The sequence below is a fragment of the Streptomyces sp. AF1A genome (genome assembly GCF_047340315.1).
GTDB lineage: Bacteria > Actinomycetota > Actinomycetes > Streptomycetales > Streptomycetaceae > Streptomyces.
In genome coordinates this window covers 94,539-114,230 of the sequence record NZ_JBLEBI010000005.1, presented here as the reverse complement: position 1 = coordinate 114,230, position 19,692 = coordinate 94,539, and the positions used below count along the sequence as shown (strand labels likewise).

At 71.9% G+C, this 19,692-nt stretch carries 16 protein-coding genes and 2 pseudogenes; 6 read left to right on the top strand and 12 right to left on the bottom strand.

All coding sequences use genetic code 11. The annotated features are described in order from the left end of the window. From ACLU3S_RS03320 to ACLU3S_RS03300, 5 genes are all read right to left on the bottom strand, one after another. Positions 1-1,326 (bottom strand): FAD-dependent oxidoreductase (locus ACLU3S_RS03320; RefSeq protein ID WP_413950166.1); only part of this gene is annotated, 1,326 nt, incomplete at its 3' end. A gap of 270 nt (positions 1,327-1,596) precedes the next feature. Continuing rightward, complete coding sequence (locus tag ACLU3S_RS03315; RefSeq protein WP_413950165.1) at positions 1,597-1,842, bottom strand: DUF397 domain-containing protein; 246 nt, start codon at positions 1,840-1,842, stop codon at positions 1,597-1,599. Further along, complete coding sequence (locus tag ACLU3S_RS03310; RefSeq protein WP_413950164.1) at positions 1,829-3,007, bottom strand: helix-turn-helix domain-containing protein; 1,179 nt, start codon at positions 3,005-3,007, stop codon at positions 1,829-1,831. Before ACLU3S_RS03310 ends, ACLU3S_RS03315 begins: the two co-directional genes overlap by 14 nt. Before the next feature lie 181 nt (positions 3,008-3,188). Next, entirely contained in the window at positions 3,189-3,731 is a 543-nt protein-coding gene (locus ACLU3S_RS03305) for an ATP-binding protein (RefSeq protein WP_413950163.1), read from the bottom strand. A 477-nt stretch (positions 3,732-4,208) separates the two neighbouring features. Beyond that, complete coding sequence (locus ACLU3S_RS03300; RefSeq protein WP_413950162.1) at positions 4,209-5,414, bottom strand: PucR family transcriptional regulator; 1,206 nt, start codon at positions 5,412-5,414, stop codon at positions 4,209-4,211. Between the two features lie 424 nt (positions 5,415-5,838). On the opposite strand from ACLU3S_RS03300, the gene ACLU3S_RS03295 reads away from it, so the two are divergent. The 3 genes from ACLU3S_RS03295 to ACLU3S_RS03285 all read left to right on the top strand — a co-directional run bounded on the left by ACLU3S_RS03295 (position 5,839) and on the right by ACLU3S_RS03285 (position 9,474). After that, a complete protein-coding gene (locus ACLU3S_RS03295) occupies positions 5,839-8,160 on the top strand; it encodes a molybdopterin cofactor-binding domain-containing protein (protein WP_413950161.1) in 2,322 nt (773 codons plus the stop codon). A gap of 9 nt (positions 8,161-8,169) precedes the next feature. Beyond that, positions 8,170-8,646 carry a (2Fe-2S)-binding protein gene (locus ACLU3S_RS03290; RefSeq protein WP_413950160.1) on the top strand — a complete coding sequence of 159 codons (477 nt, stop codon included), beginning with the start codon at positions 8,170-8,172 and terminating at the stop codon, positions 8,644-8,646. A 567-nt stretch (positions 8,647-9,213) separates the two neighbouring features. Next, a complete protein-coding gene (locus ACLU3S_RS03285; protein WP_413950159.1) occupies positions 9,214-9,474 on the top strand; it encodes a hypothetical protein in 261 nt (86 codons plus the stop codon). A gap of 108 nt (positions 9,475-9,582) precedes the next feature. On the opposite strand, the pseudogene ACLU3S_RS03280 reads toward ACLU3S_RS03285, so the two are convergent. Further along, a pseudogene (locus tag ACLU3S_RS03280) lies at positions 9,583-9,824 on the bottom strand (SDR family NAD(P)-dependent oxidoreductase); the annotation flags it as partial. 221 nt (positions 9,825-10,045) lie between these two features. Between ACLU3S_RS03280 and ACLU3S_RS03275 the strand changes: the two are divergent. Next, on the top strand, positions 10,046-10,186 hold the full coding sequence (locus ACLU3S_RS03275) for a hypothetical protein (RefSeq protein ID WP_413950158.1): 141 nt from the start codon (positions 10,046-10,048) through the stop codon (positions 10,184-10,186). Positions 10,187-10,292: 106 nt separating this feature from the next. Here the strand turns inward: ACLU3S_RS03275 and ACLU3S_RS03270 are convergent, their stop codons facing one another. From ACLU3S_RS03270 to ACLU3S_RS03250, 5 genes and pseudogenes are all read right to left on the bottom strand, one after another. Then, complete coding sequence (locus tag ACLU3S_RS03270; protein WP_413950157.1) at positions 10,293-10,715, bottom strand: PPOX class F420-dependent oxidoreductase; 423 nt, start codon at positions 10,713-10,715, stop codon at positions 10,293-10,295. Positions 10,716-10,883: 168 nt separating this feature from the next. After that, positions 10,884-12,170: an MFS transporter gene (locus tag ACLU3S_RS03265; RefSeq protein ID WP_413950156.1), complete on the bottom strand. Its 1,287-nt coding sequence runs from the start codon at positions 12,168-12,170 to the stop codon at positions 10,884-10,886. Between the two features lie 117 nt (positions 12,171-12,287). Further along, positions 12,288-12,833 (bottom strand): hypothetical protein, encoded by a 546-nt coding sequence (locus tag ACLU3S_RS03260; RefSeq protein WP_413950155.1) that lies wholly within the window; start codon positions 12,831-12,833, stop codon positions 12,288-12,290. Between the two features lie 278 nt (positions 12,834-13,111). After that, a pseudogene (locus ACLU3S_RS03255) lies at positions 13,112-13,935 on the bottom strand (maleylpyruvate isomerase family mycothiol-dependent enzyme). Positions 13,936-14,257: 322 nt separating this feature from the next. After that, positions 14,258-15,061, bottom strand: a complete 804-nt coding sequence (locus ACLU3S_RS03250; protein ID WP_413950154.1) for a DUF427 domain-containing protein — start codon at positions 15,059-15,061, stop codon at positions 14,258-14,260. A gap of 267 nt (positions 15,062-15,328) precedes the next feature. On the opposite strand from ACLU3S_RS03250, the gene ACLU3S_RS03245 reads away from it, so the two are divergent. Together ACLU3S_RS03245 and ACLU3S_RS03240 are read left to right on the top strand one after the other, a co-directional pair. Continuing rightward, on the top strand, positions 15,329-16,246 hold the full coding sequence (locus ACLU3S_RS03245; protein ID WP_413950153.1) for a DMT family transporter: 918 nt from the start codon (positions 15,329-15,331) through the stop codon (positions 16,244-16,246). A gap of 266 nt (positions 16,247-16,512) precedes the next feature. Next, positions 16,513-17,502, top strand: coding sequence for a LuxR C-terminal-related transcriptional regulator (locus tag ACLU3S_RS03240; protein ID WP_413950152.1), 990 nt, complete (start codon positions 16,513-16,515; stop codon positions 17,500-17,502). Here ACLU3S_RS03240 and ACLU3S_RS03235 read toward each other — a convergent pair whose 3' ends face one another. Then, a complete protein-coding gene (locus ACLU3S_RS03235; RefSeq protein ID WP_413950151.1) occupies positions 17,503-19,500 on the bottom strand; it encodes a WD40/YVTN/BNR-like repeat-containing protein in 1,998 nt (665 codons plus the stop codon). It lies immediately after the preceding gene. Positions 19,501-19,692 lie beyond the last annotated feature (192 nt).

Sequence of the window (19,692 nt, the reverse complement as noted above, 5' to 3'; positions counted from 1 at the left end):
CCTGCGGGCGGCCAGCAGGCTGCGTACGACCGTGCCGGGCCGCAGGGCCGCGCTCGGCGGGGCCAGCAGGTGCTGCATGTCGAGGACGACGCGGTGGGCGTCCACGGAGACGTGGCTGGCCAGCAGCACCTGCCGGACATAGCGGTTGACCAGGCCGGTGCCCGGCGGCCGCTGGCCCACCGTCTCCGGGTACATGAAATCGCCGCCCGTCGCCACCTGCCACGGGCCGGCGATCACCTTGGCCGCCGCGCGATAGTACGCGCGGACCATCGCGGAGGACGCGGTGCCGAACCGGTCCAGGCAGCGGCCGAGTTCCACCGCTTCGAGGGCGGCGACGCTCATGCCCTGTCCGTAGACGGGATTGAAGCTGCACAGGGCGTCTCCGATCGCCACATAGCCCGAGGGGGGCTGCCGCAGCCGCTCGAAGAACCGCCGGCGGGACTGCGGATAGGTGAACCTGCGCGCGTCCTTCTCCTCCACCGGCTCGGCGCGGGCGACGAGTTCGCCGATGTGCGGGGTCGGCAGCTGGGCGGCGTACTTCGCGAAGCCCTGCGGATCGAGCGGCGCGTGGGCGCCGTGCCAGCCGGCCAGGGTGACCACCCACCGGTCGCCCTCCACGGGGAACACCGCGGCCGCCCTTTTGTCGTGCGGCGGAATGCCGGCCGTCAGGTAGAGCAGGACGCCGTCGAGCAGCCGCTCGTCGGCACCGCGGCGCAGCAGCCGGGTGGCGTAGCCGACGTCCACCTTGACGGTGGCCACGTCGGGTGTGGGACAACCCAGGTCGCCCAGCCAGCGGTTGGAGCGCGTGGCGCTGTGACCGGTCGCGTCCACCACGAGGTCCGCGGCGAGGACTTCACCCCCCTCCAGTTCGACACCGTTCACCTGCCCGGCGGACCCGGTCAGAGCGCACACCGCGACCCGGTCGCGGAGCTCCACGGCGGGCAGCGCCGCCACGCGGGCCCGAATCGTGTGCTCCAGAAAGGCACGGCTGAGGCTGATCCCGCGCAGGCCGGTGGCGAACCGGATGCGATGGCCGCCCATCTGGTGGAAGAGCAGGTCCGACCCCGGGTCGAAGGGGACGGCGCCGCCCGCGATCAGTTCGCCGGTCACACCGGGGAACAGCTCTTCCAGCGTGGTCTGCCCGCTGACGAGCAGCGCGTGGGCGTGGCCGCCGTGGGGAACGCCCCGCCGGTCCCGCGCATCCCCGGGCAGCGTGTCCCGGTCGACGACTGTCACCCGGGCGAATCGTCCGGCCAGCGCACGCGCCGCGACAAGCCCGCCCATCGACGCGCCGATGACCACCGCATGCGCACCGACCGAACCCATGGCTGGACCTTCTTTCGAGGCGGCCACCGGCATCCGCCGGTGGGGGGAGTCGATTCGTTGGCGCACCCGATGCCGCACCGAAGGCACACCGGGACGCACGGAGGACGCCCCGGTTCGCCGCCGGGGTCCGGCGCCGGCGGCTCGAGCGCACCGTACATCCGCAGGTGTGCGCGGATGCGGTCACGGGGCCCCACGAGAAGAGGGATGGCGGTGCCGTCCTGGTTCACGGCGCTCGGGGGAGTGTAGAAGTGCCGTGCCGCATACGCCACTTCACCCAAGCCGGCCTGTGCCGTGGGCCGAACCCGGGCCCGGCGGGGCCGGTGCCCGATTCCGGTCGTCGCGCAGGCCCGTGACAAAGGCGAGCCACGGCTCCCGGCCGCACCCGAACGCCGGACCGTCGGCGTCCTTGCTGTCCCGGACGAAGACGGCGTGCTCGGCAGCGGCGACCTCCACACAGTTGCCTCCGTTCCCCATGCTGTGGCTGCTCCTGCGCCAGCGCAGCTCAGTCCGGTCCACCTTCGATTTCCCTTCTCAGCCGACGTATCAGGACGCGCGAGTCCGGCGGGGACAGCGCATGCGCCTGGATGAGGTTGAACGCCAGGTGGTGCTGCCGGAGTTGCTGGGCGTCGTTGGTCACCTGGCCCCCGATGAACGACTCCCCGTACAGGAACTCCGGGCCCTCGCGGAATCCCATGATGCGGAACGGGGTCATGCCCCCGGGGTGCTGGCGCACGCTGAACGGGATGACCTGCAGGTGCACCCTGGGCAGTTCGGCCACCCCCAGCAGGTGCCCGAGCTGCTCGCTCATGGTCCGGCTCCCGCCGACCCGGCGCCGCAGCACCGCCTCGTCGAGTGCGATCATGATCTGCGGAGGGTCGTCTCTGGCCAGGATGCGCTGCCGGTCCAGCCGGGCGATCACGAACTGCTCGATCTGCAACGGCGGGGCCATCGGATGCGCGGTGCAGAACACGGCCCGGGCATAGGCCTCCGTCTGCAGCAGGCCGGGTATCGCGACCGTCTCGAATTCCTGGACGAAACTCGCCTGCTGCTCCAACTCGATGACCTGCCAGAACCACTCGGGATAGGCAGACTCGACGAGGGAAGGCCACAGAGCCGCCAGGGCGCCGTCCGCGCCGAGAATCCGGTCGGCCTCCACGGCGAAACCGCGGGAAGGCACCTGCGCGGCGCCCTCCAGCCGCTCCACGTCCGCCTCGGAGCAGCCCAACCGCTCGGCCATCTCCCGGCGGGACAGTGCGGCCGCCGTCCGGTGACGCCGAGCGGCGTCCGCGAAACGGCTCAACGCGGAGGACAGGGGCTCACCGCGCGACTGCGTCGGCCCGGCGTCCTGTCCCTCCGCCGGTACGAGTCCCCGGCCGCCCGGCGGCTGCCAGGCCACCGTCCCGTCCGGCCCGAGCACGGCCCGCGCGATCGGCGTCCCGGGCCACGACGACGTCGGCTGCCGGGACGCCGCCGGAACACGGCTGAGCAGCCCCCAGGCATGCACGCCCGGCCTGGCCTCGGCGGACAGGGCGGCCTCGATGCAGGCCCGCGCGCTCTGCTCGGTCGCACACGTCCCGCACGGACCCTGCTGGTGCCTGCTGTCGCGGACCCGGTGCACCTCCCACCCGTACACGTGGCTGTGCTCCAGCGCGGATGCGCCGTGGCCCCTGCGTTCCCCCACGCCGTTCACTGCCGCCCCTCTCGGAACCGTCGGCCCGGGCCACCGGAGCCGTCCCGGGCATGGCCCGCGAGGCATGCGGTGGTCCGCTCGCTTGCGCACGCGCTCTTGTGCCGCGTGCCGGGCAGATCCCCGCCGGTCCGGCGGGGCCGGTCCGCGACCGGGGCCCGGGCAGGCGCGCGGCTCATGGCGGGAACGGCGGCGCGCCGCGCCCGTCGACGGCGAGGGTGCACCAGGTGGTCTTGCGGCCACGGCGGTCACGGCGCGCGCCCCACGCCGAGGCGATCGCCTGTACCAGGAACATCCCCCGGCCCTGCTCCTCCCGAGGCCCCGCCTGCCGGACGACGGGCTGCGCCAGGGACCCGTCCGTGACCTCCACCAACAGGCGTTCACCGATCTGCATCACGTCCAGCGTGATCCATGTACCGGGTGCGTGCCGGACCGCGTTGGCGAGCAACTCGCTGACGAGCAGCCGGCCGTCGTCCACGACGCCCGTCGCACAGCCCCACGAGGTCAGGGCCGCGCCCACCAAGGCACGCGCCCTTGCCACCTCGGCCGCCGACGAGCGCAGATGGAGGTGCACCTGCCGGCCGAAACCCAGGTCGCAGTCGGCACACACGAAGGGCGGGCAGCCGTCCGCCGGTGCGCCGGTGTCGGTCGGCGCGGTCCTCTCCGGCGGGTTGCCGTGATCACGGGCGTACGGCGCGGCCGACCGCTGCCGGGGCAACTGCCTGCCGGACGACTGCGTGGGAGGAGCTACGGCGCGGCGATCGGGGTCATGAAGCACGGCGGGCCCCCCTGCCGTGGGGTGCGGACGCGTCCGGCGTCGTGCCCGTGCGGCGGACGACCCGTCGCCGGCGGACGCCTCGGCGCGCAGACGGCACCGACGTCCCCATCGGAGCCACCGCCCGCGCACGGAGCGGAACTGCGAGACCGACGCTCCGACGCCCCGGCGCCGAGCCGAGGCAGCGGGCACCGGGGCGGAGCCCCATTGCGGCTGCTCCCCGGCACCATGGGTGAACGACGCCCACCCGCGCGCTTCCACACATCGATGCCCTCCCGTACAGCCGTTCACCGAGTGGTGGCTCCACCCCGGCGTCCCTGTCCCACCTTGTACGCACCGGGGAGAGCGGCGGTATAGCGGCGGTATCGGCACCGGTCGGCGGCGCTGTCGGCCGGCCTGGGCGGCCGGCCCGGGGCAGGCTCAGCGCTCGGTGCCGGGTGACCCCGGGCGCCCCCGCAGCCGTACGGTCTCCAGCGCGATGTACAGCTCGGCGCAGGACTGTGCGTCGGCGGTGTGGCGGTCGGTGAGCTCGGCGATGCGGTTGAGGCGGTACAGCACCGTGTTGCGGTGGCAGTGCAGTCGCTCGGCCGCCGCGGTCGTCGACCCGCCCACGGCGAACCAGGCGTGCAGGGTCTCCAGCAGCGTCGTCCGTTCCTGCGGGGGCAGGGCGAGGAGGCGGCCGAGGACCGACCGGGCGACCTCCTGCGCCGTGTCGGGGGAGGCGGCCGCCAGCAGCGACACGGGTGCGCTGCCGTACAGGTGGGTGCCGTGGGTGCCGTGGGGCAGACACTGGACGGCGAGTTGGGCCTGCCGCCAGGCCGCGGGGGCGTTCACGGGCGAGGCGAAGGCACGGCTGACCCCGACCCGGGACAGGGTGATCGCGGCCAGCTGGTCGACCGCGGCCGTGATCGCCTGTGCGTGAGGCAGGGACAGCAGGCCGGCCCAGGCTCCTGTCTGATGGATCCATTCGGAGCCGATTCCGCTCGCCCCGAGGCGCCTTTGCACGCCGGGCAGCGGCTCGACCCGGTCGTGGACCTCGGCGCAGACCACCAGGAAGGGGCCCTGGCGGTCGAGGTCCAGGACGCGCGCGATCTCCCACGCGCTCGCGTGCGTGCCGGCCCTGCCGTCGAGCAGGGAGGTGAGCATCATGCTCCGGGCCGCGGCGTCGCGACGCGACCGCTCCTCGACGGTGGACCGGTAGGCGTCGGCGGCCGCGCTGGAGTAGTCGTCGATGGCCGCCCACATGTCGGAGGCCAGGTGCAGCAGCTGGACCGTGCTCTCCTCGTCCACGGCGGCGGCGAGCAGCCGGTCCCAGATGAAGCGGCCGGCCAGCCGGTAGGCGTGCAGCAGCGCGGCCAGCGGGATGCCCTGTTCGGCCTTGAGCCGTCCGGCGGCGCGGGGCGCCTCCAGGGTCGCGGGCCGGCCCTGCAGCGCCGTGAAGATCGTGGACAGGTTGTCGCGGACCACCGCGCGCAACTGGTCGCGGCCGATGAGCGTGCTCTCGGCGTAGGAGTGCTCGCTTCCGCGGATCTCGTCGGTGAGGTCCTCCGCGAGCCGGTCCACCTCGGTCAGCAGTCGGCCGACCAGCCCGACCACCCGGTCGCCGGCCCTCAGTTGCGGCGTCACGCGCGCAGCCTAACCCCGCCGGGCTGTGCGCCGGCACAATCCCGTGCCGTCTTTTCCTGCCTCCCGCCTATGGCCGAAACCGCTGGTGAGCGGTGGAATCACCGGCAACTTACTGACGCGGCGGCGCCGGGAGACCGGGCGTGTGCACAAGTCGGGGAGGTTCGAAGGAGAACGCATGAACACCTGTGACCGCGCCGCGGGACCTGGCCCGCGCCCCGACCGTCCCGGACAAAGGACCGCCCCGGCCCCTGAGGCGGCTGCGACATGTGCCCACGGGCACCGCCGCCGCGACCGAACGGCCACTCACCCGCATCGCCGCACCACCCCGCGGGGCGCCCCCGGCGAAGCTCCACGGCTCCGCGCCCCAGGACCCACCGCGCACCACCGGTGCACCACCACGCAATTCCGCCTCCCGGGAGGACAGTTGACGGACACAGACGAACCACACGGTCACGCGGGGCAGATCGCACGCCGCAGATTCCTCGGCTATGTGCTGGCCGCCGGCACGCTGACCGTGGCCGCCGAACTCGGCGAGGTGGCGCTCGCGCCCGACGAGGCGGCGGCCGTCGTCCCCTCCCTCCCCGGCCCGGCGGAGATCTACGACCTCAACGACATGCTCACCCATGCGGCGCTGCCGACGGCGAACCTGATCACGATCCGGCTCGACGCCGACGGCACGGCCTCCTTCGCCCTGCCGCGGGCGGAAGTGGGGCAGGGCATCACGACCTCCAGCGCCATGCTGATCGCGGAGGAACTGGACCTGCCGCTGGAGCGGATCCGGGTCACGCTCGCGGACGCCCGGCCGGAACTGCTGTTCAACCAGCTCACCGGCGGGTCCAACACCACGATCTCGACCTTCACGCCGATCCGGGTGGCGGCCGCCGTGGCAAGGGACCGGCTGCTGAAGGCGGCGGCTCTGGAACTCGGGGAGGCCCTGGACATGCTGACGGCGAAGGCGGGTGTCATCACCTCGTCGGCGACCGGCCGCAGCCTCACCTACGGAGAACTGGCCGAGAAGGCCGCCGCGGAGACGGTCGGCCAGGTGCCGGTCACCCTCAAGGAGACCGCCGAGTTCAAGGTCATCGGCACCGCGCGGGGGCGGATCGACGCGCTGGAGGCGGTCACCGGACGCAAGAAGTTCGCGATGGACCTGCACCTCCCCGACGCCCTGCCGGCCATGGTGTGCCGTCCGCCGACGATCAACGGCACGGTCCGCGCCGTGGAGAATCTCGCGCAGGTGCGGGCGATGCCCGGCATCACCGACGTCGTGACCGTCTCCACCGGGGTCGCGGTCCGCGGCCGTACGTTCGGGCAGTGCATCGACGCGGTGCGCGCTCTGAAGGTCTCCTGGGGGCCGGGGAGCGCGGAGGGCGAGTCCGACACGACGATCCGGGACGAACTCCGCAAGGCCGAACTCCCGCTCGCATCCCTGGGCTTGCTGACCAAGTCGGTGGACGCCCGGTTCACCTTCCACTTCGCCAGCAACAGCGCCCTGGAGCCCAACTGCGCCATCGCCGACGTACGTTCCGACGCGGCCGAGATCTGGGCGAGTCTGAAGTCCCCGATCACCGCCCAGGAGCAGATCGCGGGGCAGCTGGGGCTGCCCGTCTCCGCCGTGAAGGTCCATGTCACCGAGGGCGGCGGCTCCTTCGGCCGCAAGCTCTTCCACGACGCAGCCGCCGAGGCCGCCGAGGTCTCGAAGGCGATGGGCAAGCCCGTGAAGCTGATGTGGCACCGCACCGACGACTTCCGGCACGGCCGCACCCACCCCATGGCCACCTCGCGCGTGCGTGCCGGCTACGCGCTCGGCCAAGTGCTCACCTACGACCAGCGGCACACCTCCGTCGCCACCGACTTCGGCCACGGCGTCGGCGAGATCATCACCGCGGAGGCCGCCCGGCTGCCCGTCGGCGACCTCACCTTCTCCGAGACGATCTTCGCGCTCACCCAGCAGACGCCGTACCACTTCGGCGTCGTCACCCAGCTGCTCAGCGAGACCGACAAGGGCTTTCACACCGGCTCCATGCGCAACATCTACTCGCCCAACGTGCGGTGCGCGCAGGAGCTGGTCGTGGACGAGCTGGCCAAGCGGCTGGGCAAGGACCCGTACCGGTTCCGCCGCGAGTTCCTCAAGGAGGACCGGGCGCGCGCCGTCCTCGACAAGGTGGCCGAGACCGGCGACTGGGGCCGCAGCATGCCGGCCGGCACGGCGCAGGGCATCGCACTCCACCCCGAGTACCACGGCTACGTCGCCGTCCTCGCCGAGATCGACTGCCGGCCGGAGACCACCGGCCGCAAGGTCCGCGACGCCTGCACCGGCCCCCGCGTCACCAAGGTCGTCTGCGCCGTGGACGTCGGGCTGGCCGTCAACCCACGCGGTCTGCAGGCCCAGATGATGGGCGGCATCATGGACGGCATCGCGATCGTCCTCAGCTCCGGGCTCCACCTGCAGGACGGGTACTTCCTGGAGGGGAGCTGGGACAACTACTTCTACACCCGGCAATGGAACGTCCCGCCCGAGCTGGAGATCGTCGTCATGCCGCCCACCACCGGGGAGCCGGGCGGCGCGGGGGAGCTGGCCGTGGCGGGCGCGGCGGCCGCCGTGGCCTGCGCCTACGGCCGTGCCACCGGAACCATGCCGACGACCTTCCCCGTCAACCACGACCAAACGCTCGGCTTCGAGCCGCTGCCCACCACCCCGCCGATCCCAGCGTCCCCCACCGACGGCCTCGACCGCGCCTACTAGGAGAACCCTGTGCCCGAACACACCTTCATCCTCAACGGCGAGCGGGTGACCGTCGACATCGAGGACGACGTACGGCTGCTGTGGGTGCTCAGAGACGTCCTCGGCGTCACCGGGCCGAAGTACGGCTGCGGACTGGGCGTCTGCCAGGCGTGCACCAGCCACATCAACGGCAGGGCGTTCAATCCCTGCTCGGTGCCGGTCGGCGCCGTCGACCCGGACGACGAGATCACCACCATCGAGGGCCTGCCCGCCACCGTCGGCAGCGACCTGCACCCGATGCAGGAGGCCTGGCTGGAGTACGACGTCGCGCAGTGCGGCTACTGCCAGCCCGGCCAGATCATGGCCGCCGTCGCCAAGGTCCGCCAGGCCCGCGAGGAGGGACGCGAGATCACCGAGGCCGACCTCGACGAGATCCGCAACGTCTGCCGGTGCGGCACCTACCACCGCATCCGCGAGGCGATCGTGGCCGGCGCGAAGAAGTACTGACGTTCCGGGCAACGGCGCACTGGTGAGGAAGGGCAGAGCCTTCGCCGTGGCGACCGTCGTCCCGTCCCGGGGAGCACACCGCGCCGGCCCGGGGCGGGACGAGGCCGACTCCGGCGTCTCAAGTCATGGAGGGGCTCGGCCAAGTCAACGGCTTCGTCGGCGACTTGGCGTGACGACGTCCGAAGGCGCGGCAGACGTGCCGTGCGCGATCCGGCCGTCCGTGCCTCTCGACGGCTGACTCGGACGGTTGTTACTCACTTTCGGGTGTCGGTGAGTTGGCGCGGCCGGGGCCGCCAGCACCGTTCCCGGCGGCACCGCTGCGTGGCGGGCGCGGCGGGCAACCAATGGGCGATTTCCCACTGTTGATGGAGCATGCAGGCAAGCGTCACGGAATGATGTGCGATCTGTAACATGCCTCGTTTGGTGCCGATTTGCCCCGTGCCCGGGGGCAGGGTGTGGTGCGGCGGCCGACCGGCCGTCACGATCCGCCCACCGCGCCGGAAGGCCACACCCGAAGAGCACGACGTCGTCCGTAACGAGGAAGTACGCACAGACGGGAGCAAGATCATGCAGACCTTCACCGCAACAGCCGATCGAGCGTGGGATCGAGCCCCGGTGGGTGACTCCCTGCTGCCGCCGCCCAATCCCGCGGAGCGCATCGCCTGCCGCGTCGATCCGCGCGACCTGCGGCGCCTGGACCTGTACGCGGTGCTGACCGCCGCCGGCATCGCTCCTCGTCCCGGGGACCGAGAGGCGATCGAAGCGCTCAGCGCGCTGTCGGACAGCGTGCACGAGGCGTTGCACCGCTGGCTCAACTCCGTCATCTGACCCGCTGGACGCCGGCCCGGCGCGTCCCGGCAACTCCACGACTGAAGAGGGCGTCTTCGACTGCTCCGCCCCCTGAAGGGACAGGATTCCTGGAGGCGCGGCCGGCTTTCAGGACCAGGCGATCTCGCCATGGCGGGAGACGAAGCGCCCGGTGCGGCACTGGGCTCCTCGGTGGCGAGGGCGACGATCGCGTCCGTGCCCTCGGTGACGGTCTGGGGGCCGCTGCGGCCGTTGAGGTCGGTCGCGGTGTAGCCGGGGTCCGCGGCGTTGACGCGTATGTCCTTCAGCCCCTTGGCGTACTGGGTGGTCAACATCGTCAGCGCCGCCTTCGAGGCGGACCGAGCGGGGGCAGGGCCATCGGCGCCGGTGACAGCAGCATGCGCTGGTGCGAGTTCCCCGTACCGCAGGAGTCCGGCCCGAGTCCGCCGAGGACGGTGCCGGCGTGCGGACCGACGGAGACGAACGCGCTGCCGGCATCGGGTCGGCGGTGGACGACATGCGTGTTAGACCATTCGGGCGCATCCTGAGATCGGCCCAACCAGGTGCCACAGACCGACCTACGGGAGGTGCTGTGTTCCTGTTTGCCCTGCTCGTGCCGGTCATGATGATTGCGTTCCTCTTCGCGACGACGGCACTCGAAGACCACCTCTTCCCAAGGTCCGCGCCCGAGGACGGCGCCGACGCCGAGGGCCACCAGACGACTGGTCCCTGACGGAGGCGACCCCGCCGGGGCCTGCGCGTCGCTGGATGCGTAGGGGGACACGGCGCCGTACGGTCGGGGCCGGCGCACGTGGACCTCAGGACGGCGCGGACGGCGGTCAGCCGGGCTGGCCGCTGTCCTTGTACGCGCCCCAGCCGTGCCAGCGCTCGATCTCGATCCAGGCGCTGACCCGCGCGCGGTCTCGCTGGGGATAGGGCTTGCCGAGGTACTGCCGGCTGAGCCGGTCGATGCCCTCCAGGTCCGGGTCGTCGCGGATCTCGGCCACACGGCCGATGAGGCTGATGTGGTTGTACCAGTTGCCCTCGTCCAACACGGTGAGGGAGACCCTCGGATCATTGCGCACGTGCGCGAGGCGCTTGCGGCCCTCGTCCATGTTCACCAGGACGCGGCCGTCGTCCTCCCACAGGTACCAGGTGGCGGTGGAGACCGGCTGGCCGTCCGACCGGAGTGTGGTGATGACAGCCGGGTTGGGCTTTTTCATCATGGCGACGGCTTCGGGGGTGAGCGGGGGCTTCGACATCGTGTTCGTCCTCAGTGCCGGGTCGACGGGTGTACGTGTGCGCCTACCGAGGTGGCCGTGTACACGCTGTCACACCGCGTGTGCGGATCGGGTGCCGCACACCGCCGATTGCTGCAAGTGAACGCGAATTCCGTCCTCCGGCCGGTGCCGGCCGTGCCGCGCGCCTCCTCAGCCCGCCGCTTCCTCGCTCACCGGGCGCTCGGCCCCCTCCCCGGAAGCCGTCGCACCGCAGGACACCTCGCCGCAGGTGCGCAGTGTGCGCACCTGCGGCGAGAGCAGGGCCGCCGCAGTGGCCAGGACGACCAGGGCGGCGCAGCCGGCCAGGGCCCGGCCGGTCCCCACGGCAGCGGCGATCGGGCCCGCGACGAGCAGCCCGAGCGGCGCGAAGGCCAGGGAACCGAACCAGTCGTAGGAACTGACGCGGGACAGGACCCGCTCCGGGATCTCCCGCTGGATGGTGGTGGCCCACAGCACCCCGAAGACATCACTCGCGATCCCGGCCCCGAACATCGCCGCCGCGGTCAGCCATACGGGGGCTCGGACGCTGAGCAGCACGATCGGCACGGCGGCCGGAAAGGTGCACAGCACCGCCACCAGGATGGGACGGCTCACTCGCACGCGGGCGGCCATTCCTGCACCGGCGATGGTCCCCACGGCCTGCGCCGCCACGATGACCGACCACGCGCGGGCCCCGCCCAGATGCTGCTCGGCCGTCAGCGGGCCGAGCACCCCGGCATTGGCGTTGAGCGCGGCGACGACGACCGCGTACTGGGCGACGACGACCCACAACCACTGCCGGGAAGCGAACTCCTGCCACCCCTCGCGCAGGTCGCTCCAGCCCGATGTCTTCCTGCGCGGCCGGGCGCCCACCCGCAGCCGGGCCGTCAGCGCCGCGCTGACGACGAAGGACGCGGCGTTGAGTGCGAGCGCCCAGCCGGCGCCCACCAGCGCCACCGTGATCCCGGACAGCGCCAGGCCGAGCAGGAGAGAGCTGTTGGTACCGACCCGCAGCAGCCCGTTGGCCCGCTGCAAGCGGTCCGCGGGCACGATCAGCGGCACGAGGCCGTCCATCGCGGGGCCGAACAGAGCCGTCGCCGTCCCGGCCGCCACGGCCAGCAGGCACATGGCCGCCAGCGGCGCATGACCGGTCAGCACCATGACGGCCAGTCCCGCGTACGCCCCGGCCCCCAGTGCATCGGCCAGCACCATCAGTCCCGACCGGGAGACGCGGTCCGCGATCACCCCGCCCGCCAGGACGAACACCAGCTGCGGCAACGCCTGGCAGGCCAGCACCAGCGACAGCCGGCCGGCACCGGCCCCCGGCAGCGCGAGTACGGCGAACGCCAGCGCCACCCGGGCGAAGCCGTTGCCCAGGACCGAAATGACCCGAGCGCACACCAGCAGGACGAACTGACGGTCACGCCACAGTGGCGCCCCGAACGAAGAAACGGTCACGGCGGGCACCCTACGGTGGCCCAGGTCGCTGCCTGCCCTGAACCGGCCACTCCGGCACCGAGCTCTTCCCGCCTCATCACAGGGTCTCGGCACTCGGCCGGTCGGGTGCCGGACAGGTCAGCTGCCGGCCTCCTCCTCCGGCCCGGGGGCGTCGCCGATCGCGACGCGCAGGTCGTGCACGCCCTGCAGGACGTCGATGAGGGCCTCCTCAGCCCCGCTCAGCGCGTGTCGGGTCCCCTCGGCGTCGCCGCGGTCCGCGTGCAACTGGGCGCCGAGCGTGTACACGGCCGTCATGACGGCCGCGAAGGCGGCCTCCCGACCGGGTGGCAGTTCTTCCGCCTCGGGCTCGGAGACCTGCAGCGCGGTGCGCTGCAGCCGGTTGGTCAGGACGTTGACCGCGACGCCGGGGTCCGAGCCCAGCTGTTCCCCCCAGCCGAGCATCGTCTCGAGAACGTCCTCGATCTCCTCTTCCTCACTCAGGCGGGTGGCGGCGGTGATCTCGAGTTCCGTCTTCGCCAGCAGACTGCCCAGCAGGCGCAGGCGGTCATCCTCCTGCGGCCCCTCGGGGCGCTTGTCGGGATCTGCCGGAGGCTCAGCGGCCAGGGCGGCCAGCGCTGAGTGGATCTGCTCAGCGGTTACCGGGTGCTTGTCACTGGTGCTCACGTCTTCAGCTTCACCCAGCCGTGGCGTGGCCGCCCGCCCAGCGGCTGGGCTCTGGTCACGGTGCCGGCTCCGTCGCCGCGTCGAGGTCGGCGGGCACGCGACCACGGGGGTGCCGCTTCCCGACTCGGGGATCGGTCACGGCACCACCGTGCAGGGCACCTGCCCCTCCGCGGCCGGTGCCCCCCACCGGCTCCGCGCAGGCCCCGCCATACGGGTGATTCAGCCGGTCCTCTCCGCCGAGTGGGTGCACGTCCTTCGTGCGGCCGCGCGGACGCCGTTCAGGGTGCGGTGAACAGGGTCGGGAAGCGGGGAGCCAGCCACGGCCGCCGGCCCAAGGCGAGGATCTTCCCCTGGGCGATGGCACGCCAGGGGTTGAGCCGGCCCAGGGCGATGAGCAGGAAGGCGACGGGATCGAGCAGGATGGTGCAGTCCGCGGGCTTCGCCGCTGGTCCCGGTGTCACCTCTACGGCGCCGTCGGCCAGGGACACGTCGAATGCCTCGCCCCCGCGCACTGGATCCGGTAACGGGCCGTGAGCCCCGCCGTGGCCGCGGGGTCCGCGACGCGCGGCATGACCAGGAGTATGAACGGCAGGCACAGGCCCACCCGTGCCCGGTCGATCATGTGCGGCTGCTTCAGGGCGCGGGCCAGGTCGTATCCATGGCCGAGCATGTGCGTGAGGAGGTACGACGCGAGAACGGACCTGTTCATCGGGCCCAGGGGGGTCGCTGGTGCCGGGCCGTCGGCGGAGGGCGACAGAGCGTCCAGGAGCGCCTCGGCCTGCTCCGTGATCATCGCCGCGAGTGGCTCCGCCCGGCGCTCCGTGAAGACGGCGAGCGACTTCGCGTTGGCCCCGGCGAGGCTCTGGGGCGTTCCGTCGCCGTAGGGGCGCTCGCGCCCGGCTGCCAGGTCCGCCATCAGTTCGTTGGCCAATGCCAGGTGCGCGGCGGCCTCGCCGAAGGTCCACTCCGACCCCGGCACGGCAAGCCCCGTGTCGCGCGCGCTGCGCACCAGCGCGGCGATCTCCTCGGCGGTGCCCCGGATCGCCGCTTCCAGGCCGTCGGGCAAGGGCGACGAGCCGTCCTGCCGCTGAGTCGCTTGCACGTTGCTCGCTCCACTTCCCGTCCACCCGGCACGCCCGGCCGGGCCCGCGGCGCTGGTACCCAACCAGACGCGGTGGCGTGTGGCAAGGCTTCGCACGCCCCCTGGTCCCGGGGCCGTCGGTTCGGTTGTGGGCGTTGTCGAGCGCCCGAACGAAAGCCGCCCTCGCCGCGCGGCCCGCCCAACGGCCGCTGCTCGTCGCCGCCCGCGGTGTCGCCGACGCTGACTGCTTCGTTCAGGACCGGCACGTGGGAGGAGCGGGTGCCGCCGGCTGACCGCGTCGGCCTTGGCAGTACGGCAGCCCGGCTGTCGGTCGGTGCCGCGCTCAGGCGGGGTGCTGCCGCTCCCAAACCGCTCTGGTGACGGGGGCGGGGCGCGGCAGCAGGTGGCCGTCGAGGTAGAGGTCCACCTGCTCGTTGTAGAAGGCCACCAGCCCGGCGATCGGCATCACCTGGCGGGTCGGGAAGTCGTAGGCCCAGGCGAGGTCGGGGTAGGTCGCCGCATCCGTGGTGACGGACCAGTATCCGCTGGTGTTGCCCTTGTAGGGGCAGCCGGTGACGGTGTCCGTCGGGTGCATGTGGGTCCAGTCGATGTGCACGCGGTCGAGGTAGTAGCGCGTGGGCAGGCCCGTCTCCAGCACCATCACCGAGGAGGGCGCATCCGCGAGCACGGCTCCGTCGAGGACGACGCGGACACTGCGGCCGGAGCGAAGCGCGTCGACGCGAGTGTAGGGATTCCTGGGATGGACGAACACCTGCTCGTCCTCCTCGAACCATGCGTCGAGGGCTTCCCAGCGGAAGCTGACCATGCCGCGGATGCCCGCAGGTGCGTCGTCGGTCCATTGCCAGGCCGCGCCCGGGCGGGTGAGCGTGTCCAGCCGAAGTGTGTGGCGGCGTGCCCTGCCGATCCGCAGCCTCAGGGGCCTGTCCTCGTCGAGGAGGGCGTCGTCCCGGATGTCGTCGCGGGGGATGCAGTACTGCGGGTAGCCCGGCCACAGCCACACGTAGCGGGCTCGCACGGTGTCGAGGACGGGAAGGTGCGCCGCATAGCCGCGGATGCGGCGCGGTACGGGTTCGACATGGCCGACCGGGACGATCATTTCCGGGTAGTCCGGTGTGGAGTGCTCCATGAGCCTTGTCCTCACGGCGGTTCATGCCGGTGCAGTGGGGCCGGGAAGGGATCCCACGGGCACCAGGCAACCATGGTGACGGCCGTCCGGCATCCCGTGCCGCGGGCGGCGGAGGCTCTCCGGCGGGCTCTTCTGCGGCCAGTGCCGGATGGCGGGGCGGAATGCCTCACTTCGCTGAGCGCGTTGAGCCTGGCAGCGAGGCGTAGTCTGTCCCAGGAGCCACAGTCCGCGCCGTGACGAACAGACACGAGCCCAGGAGTAGTGCTCATGGTGACGATCCTGCTGTCCATCGTGTTCGCGGTGTGCGCGGCCGGAAGCAACTCACTCGGGACGGTGTTGCAGCGGCGCGCTGCGGTCACGGTGCCGGCGTCGCAGTCGCTGCGCCTCGGACTGATCCGGGACCTGCTGCACAGTCCGGTCTGGTTCGGGGGGATGCTCGGCGTCATCCTCTCGGCGGTCTTCCAGGCTCTCGCACTGGCCACTGGATCGCTGGCCGTGGTGCAGCCCATCTTCATTCTTGAGCTGCCTCTGGCGCTTGTGGTCGGAGCGGCCGTCTTCCACGTCGATGTGGCGCGCCGGTCCTGGTTCAACGTGGCCTGCATCGTCGGCGGGCTGGCGCTGGCCCTTTTCTCCCTGGCTCCCCGTGGGGGGCATGCGCAGGTGCCGGGGATGTGGTGGGTTCCGACACTCGCGATCACCGGAGCGATCGGTGCGGCCCTGGTGCTCGGCGGTCTGCGGCGTCCCGTGGGTGTGCTGAGAGCGGCGTCCCTGGCAGCGGCCGCGGCCATCGGCAACGCCGTCACCGCGGCGCTGGTCAAGTCGGCCGTGGACATTCTCTCCACTCAGGGTGCCGCCGCCTTCTTTTCGGCATGGCAGACGTACAGCTTCGCGGCCGTGGGCGGCTTTTCCCTGTTCCTGCTGGGCAGCGCCCTGCAGGGAGGCCCGCTCATCGGCTCTCAGCCCGCCCTGACGCTCGGCGATGCCACGGTGAGTTTCTGCCTCGGTGTGACGATCTACGGCGAGCAGCCGCGTACCGGATTCTGGCTCCTGCCGGCCCTGCTGGGGGTGGGAGTCCTGCTCTACGGCGTTCTCGCCCTGTCCCGTACCAAGTGCCTCGAAGACTGCCTGGACCCGGGTGAGGACGAGATGAACGCCGTGGGGCAGCCCGCCGCGACACCGGGGTGAAGCGCGTCGTCCGCCGCAGTCGCCGCGATCTCTGGCGGGTGGGTCCGTACACGCCGGGAACACCTTCCGCAGCCCCAGCCGGTCCTGCTCCTGATCATGACGCACCGGACGCCCTCGGGGATGCCGAGGGCCTGAACCGCTTCCTCGGCGTGCCCGGCACGATGCGCTGGATCACGAACAATGCCCGTACGTGGCAGCTCAGTTAGCATTCCGGCTGGTCAAGCAGGCGGAGCAGGGGAGGACGCAGCGTGCTCGGGGTACTCGGCATGAGTGATGACGAGGAGCGGGTCTACCGCCTGATCGTGAGCGCGTACCGGTCCGCTCCCGATGACGTCGCCGATCGACTCGGCCTGCCGGCCTCCGAGGTGGAGCCCATCCTGCAGGTCCTGCTGGACAAGCGGCTCATCAGCCGCACCTCGGGATACTTCGCACCCACGCCGCCGGACGTGGCGCTGGGCCCGCTGCTCGTGGACGGCCAGGCGGAGTTGGAGCGGGCTCGGGCGGCCGTCGCCCAGTTGGCGCAGGAATACCGCAGCGGGTCGCTGCGGCGGGATTCCGCGCAGCTGGTCGAGGTGCTGACGGGCGCGGAGGCGATCCGGCAACAGGCCCTGAGCCTGCAGCGCGACGCCCGGGAGGAGATGCTGTGGTTCTGCCGTCACGACCCCATCGCGATGACGGCGGGGGAGAACGACGAGGAGTTCCGTGCACTGGCCCGCGGGGTCCGCTATCAGGTGATCTACGAGTCCGCGCTGCTGGACGCGCCGGGCGCGACGGCGAACCTCGCGGAGGGGCTGCGCGCGGGGGAGCGCGCGCGCTCGATCTCCCGACTGCCGATCCGCATGGCCATCGCCGACCGGTCGGTGGCGCTGTGCCCGTTGGGCGACGAGACGACCGGTGAACCCACCGCCGCGCTCGTCCGGGGAACCAGCTTGCTGGTGGCGCTCATCTCCCTGTTCGAGACCCACTGGGAGCGTGCGACGCCCGTGCGGATCGGTTCCTCGGACGGTGACGGACCTCTCGATGCGGACGAGCGTGAGCTGCTGTCGTTGCTCATCGGCGGGATGAGCGACAAGTCGATCGCCAAGCAGTTGCGCGTCAGTCCCCGAACGGTGCAGCGGCGGGTGCACGATCTGACGCGCCGCGCGCACGCTCGAGGCCGGATGCAACTGGCCTGGCAGGCGTGCAAGCTCGGCTGGCTCGACGACGATGCCGGGGGCCCGGTGTACCGCGAGAAGGGCCCCCGGCATCCGCTCTGACTACCGGCCGAGGAGGTTCAGGGCGATGCGGTACACACCGCTGCCGCCCGTGCCCGCGAACAGATACTCGCCGTCGGGGGAGACCAGGATCGAACGCACATCGCGGTCGGGCAGGCCGGAGGCGATGTCGGTGAAGCGGGCGCCGCCGTCCACGCTGCGGACCACACCCTTGCCGGGGGCATCCAGCGCGTCGGCGGAAGCGGCGAACACCGTTCCGTCCGGGGCGAAGGCCACATCGTCGTAGTGCGCCGCGGGTTGGCCGACGGCGTCGCTGAACGACACGCCGCCGTCATGGCTGACCTTGAGCGTGTTCTGGCCGGCAACCACGATGTGATCGGGATCCCGAGGGTCGACAGCGACCCGCTCGACGTCCCCACTGAGCATCTGGACCGCACTCGCGCCGGAGTCCTTGCTCAGGTAGAGCCCGGAGGCATCGCCGATCCACAGCGAACCGCCGGCACGGGGATCGATGGCGACGGAGCGCACGCCCTGCAGCCCGGGGATCGAGCTCCGCTGCAGTGTCCGGCCGCCGTCCGTGCTGGTGAACAGACCGCTGGACAGGCCGTACACCCCGACGTAGAGGCGCGACGGGTCACGGGGGTCGACGGCTACGGAGCGGGTGGCGCCGTTGACGAAGACCGAGTTCAACGGCTGCCACGTGGCGCCGCCGTTGCTGGACCGCTCCAGTGCGATGCAGGAGTCGGGGCACAGGGCCATACGCGCCCTGATCAGTCCCCGCCCCGGCGCGACGGCCAGCGCGCCGATCGAGTTGCCCAGCGTCGCGGGCGAGCGGCCGCTCCACCCCCAGTTCTGGTAGCCGGCGGGAAGCGACTCGGTCAGCGCGGCCCGCGAACTGTAGCTGTCGACGGCTGTGCCCGCGACGAGCGCGTGATCCGCCACCACGAGGGCGTCGACCTCGGCGGCGGGCACCCCGATGCGCCGGTAGCGGACCGAGTCGTACGTGCTGAACGTTCCCGCGGGCCCCGTGACCACCTGCTCGTTCGGGCGGTCCGGGAAACTGCCGAGGTCCTCGTACAGGTCGAGCGCCGTCACGGCCTTCGGCCGCCGGGTCCAGGTGCGGCCGCGGTCGGAGCTGATCCACAGGTTCTTGCGTGCCGTGGTGGCGTCGATGGCCGGCTGGAGCGTCTCCACCTGGATCTCACCGTTCGCGGTCAGCGCGCTGAAGGCCACCCAGTCCGTGCCCCAGGGGCCCGAGAGCGTACGCCAAGTGCTGCCGTTGTCAGTGGAGATGACCGCGTTGCCGTCAGGGCTCTGATCGGCCACGACGACCCCGTCGCGAGCGGAGAGATGCTGCACGTACACGCCGGACGGAAGCGAGAGCTCGCGGGCCTTGTGCGGATGCGTCAGCGCGTCCGCGATCACGTACAGCGAAGTGGTCGTGCCGATGAACAGGCGGTCGCCGCTGAGCGCGAGCCGTTGCGCATCGCCCGGTGAACCGGGGAGCAGCGTCCAGTGCGTACCGTGGTCCAGGCTCTCCCAGACACCCGCCGTGCCCGCGGCGAAGAGCCGCCCGCCGGTGGGGGACACCACCACGTCGGTGATGTCCGTCGGGCTGCTGAGGACCGTGTGGAAGGTCTTGGCGCCGTCCTCGCTGCGCAGCACCGAGCCCAGACCGGTGCCCGGGGCGGTGGCCGCCACCCACACCACGTCGGCGTCACGGGGATCCGCCGCCAGACGGCGGCCACTGAAGTCGTGGGACCCCAGCCACCCCGGCGCGCCCCATGTGGCGCCCCGGTCGTCACTGCGGTAGACGCTGTTGCCCGCGTCCGGCAGCACATACAGCCGGGACGGTGCCGCCGGAGTGAACGCGAGGTGTCCACCGCTGGTGTCGGGACCCATGGACTGCCAGTGAGCTGTCACCGACGTCTCCGCGGTCCGCGCCACGCTCGGGTTCGCGCCGGCGGACAGCGCGGCGACCGCCAGGACCGTGCTGAAACTCGTGACGAGCAGGGCGCGTACGTGGGGTTTCGTAGTCATGAGAGCAGCGTTGACCAGTGCTTTGCCGGCTGTCACTGCCTGGTGCTGACCGAAACACGACACGACGCATCTTCGTCACGGCACCTCACGCCCGAGCCGTCGGGCCGCCGGATGCCCTACGGACTGCCGGCCCGGCATGCGGGCCCGCGCTTGGTCATCGATCCGGGGCAATCCCCGCGTCCGGCAGAAAGA

Excerpts from the sequence above, each read along its gene's own strand:
- ACLU3S_RS03285 (WP_413950159.1), top strand. The coding sequence starts at position 9,214 with ATGCAGACCTTCACCGCAACAGCCGATCGAGCGTGGGATCGAGCCCCG.
- ACLU3S_RS03245 (WP_413950153.1), top strand. The coding sequence starts at position 15,329 with ATGGTGACGATCCTGCTGTCCATCGTGTTCGCGGTGTGCGCGGCCGGA.
- ACLU3S_RS03235 (WP_413950151.1), bottom strand. The coding sequence starts at position 19,500 with ATGACTACGAAACCCCACGTACGCGCCCTGCTCGTCACGAGTTTCAGC.
- ACLU3S_RS03240 (WP_413950152.1), top strand. The coding sequence starts at position 16,513 with ATGAGTGATGACGAGGAGCGGGTCTACCGCCTGATCGTGAGCGCGTAC.
- ACLU3S_RS03270 (WP_413950157.1), bottom strand. The coding sequence starts at position 10,715 with ATGTCGAAGCCCCCGCTCACCCCCGAAGCCGTCGCCATGATGAAAAAG.
- ACLU3S_RS03250 (WP_413950154.1), bottom strand. The coding sequence starts at position 15,061 with ATGGAGCACTCCACACCGGACTACCCGGAAATGATCGTCCCGGTCGGC.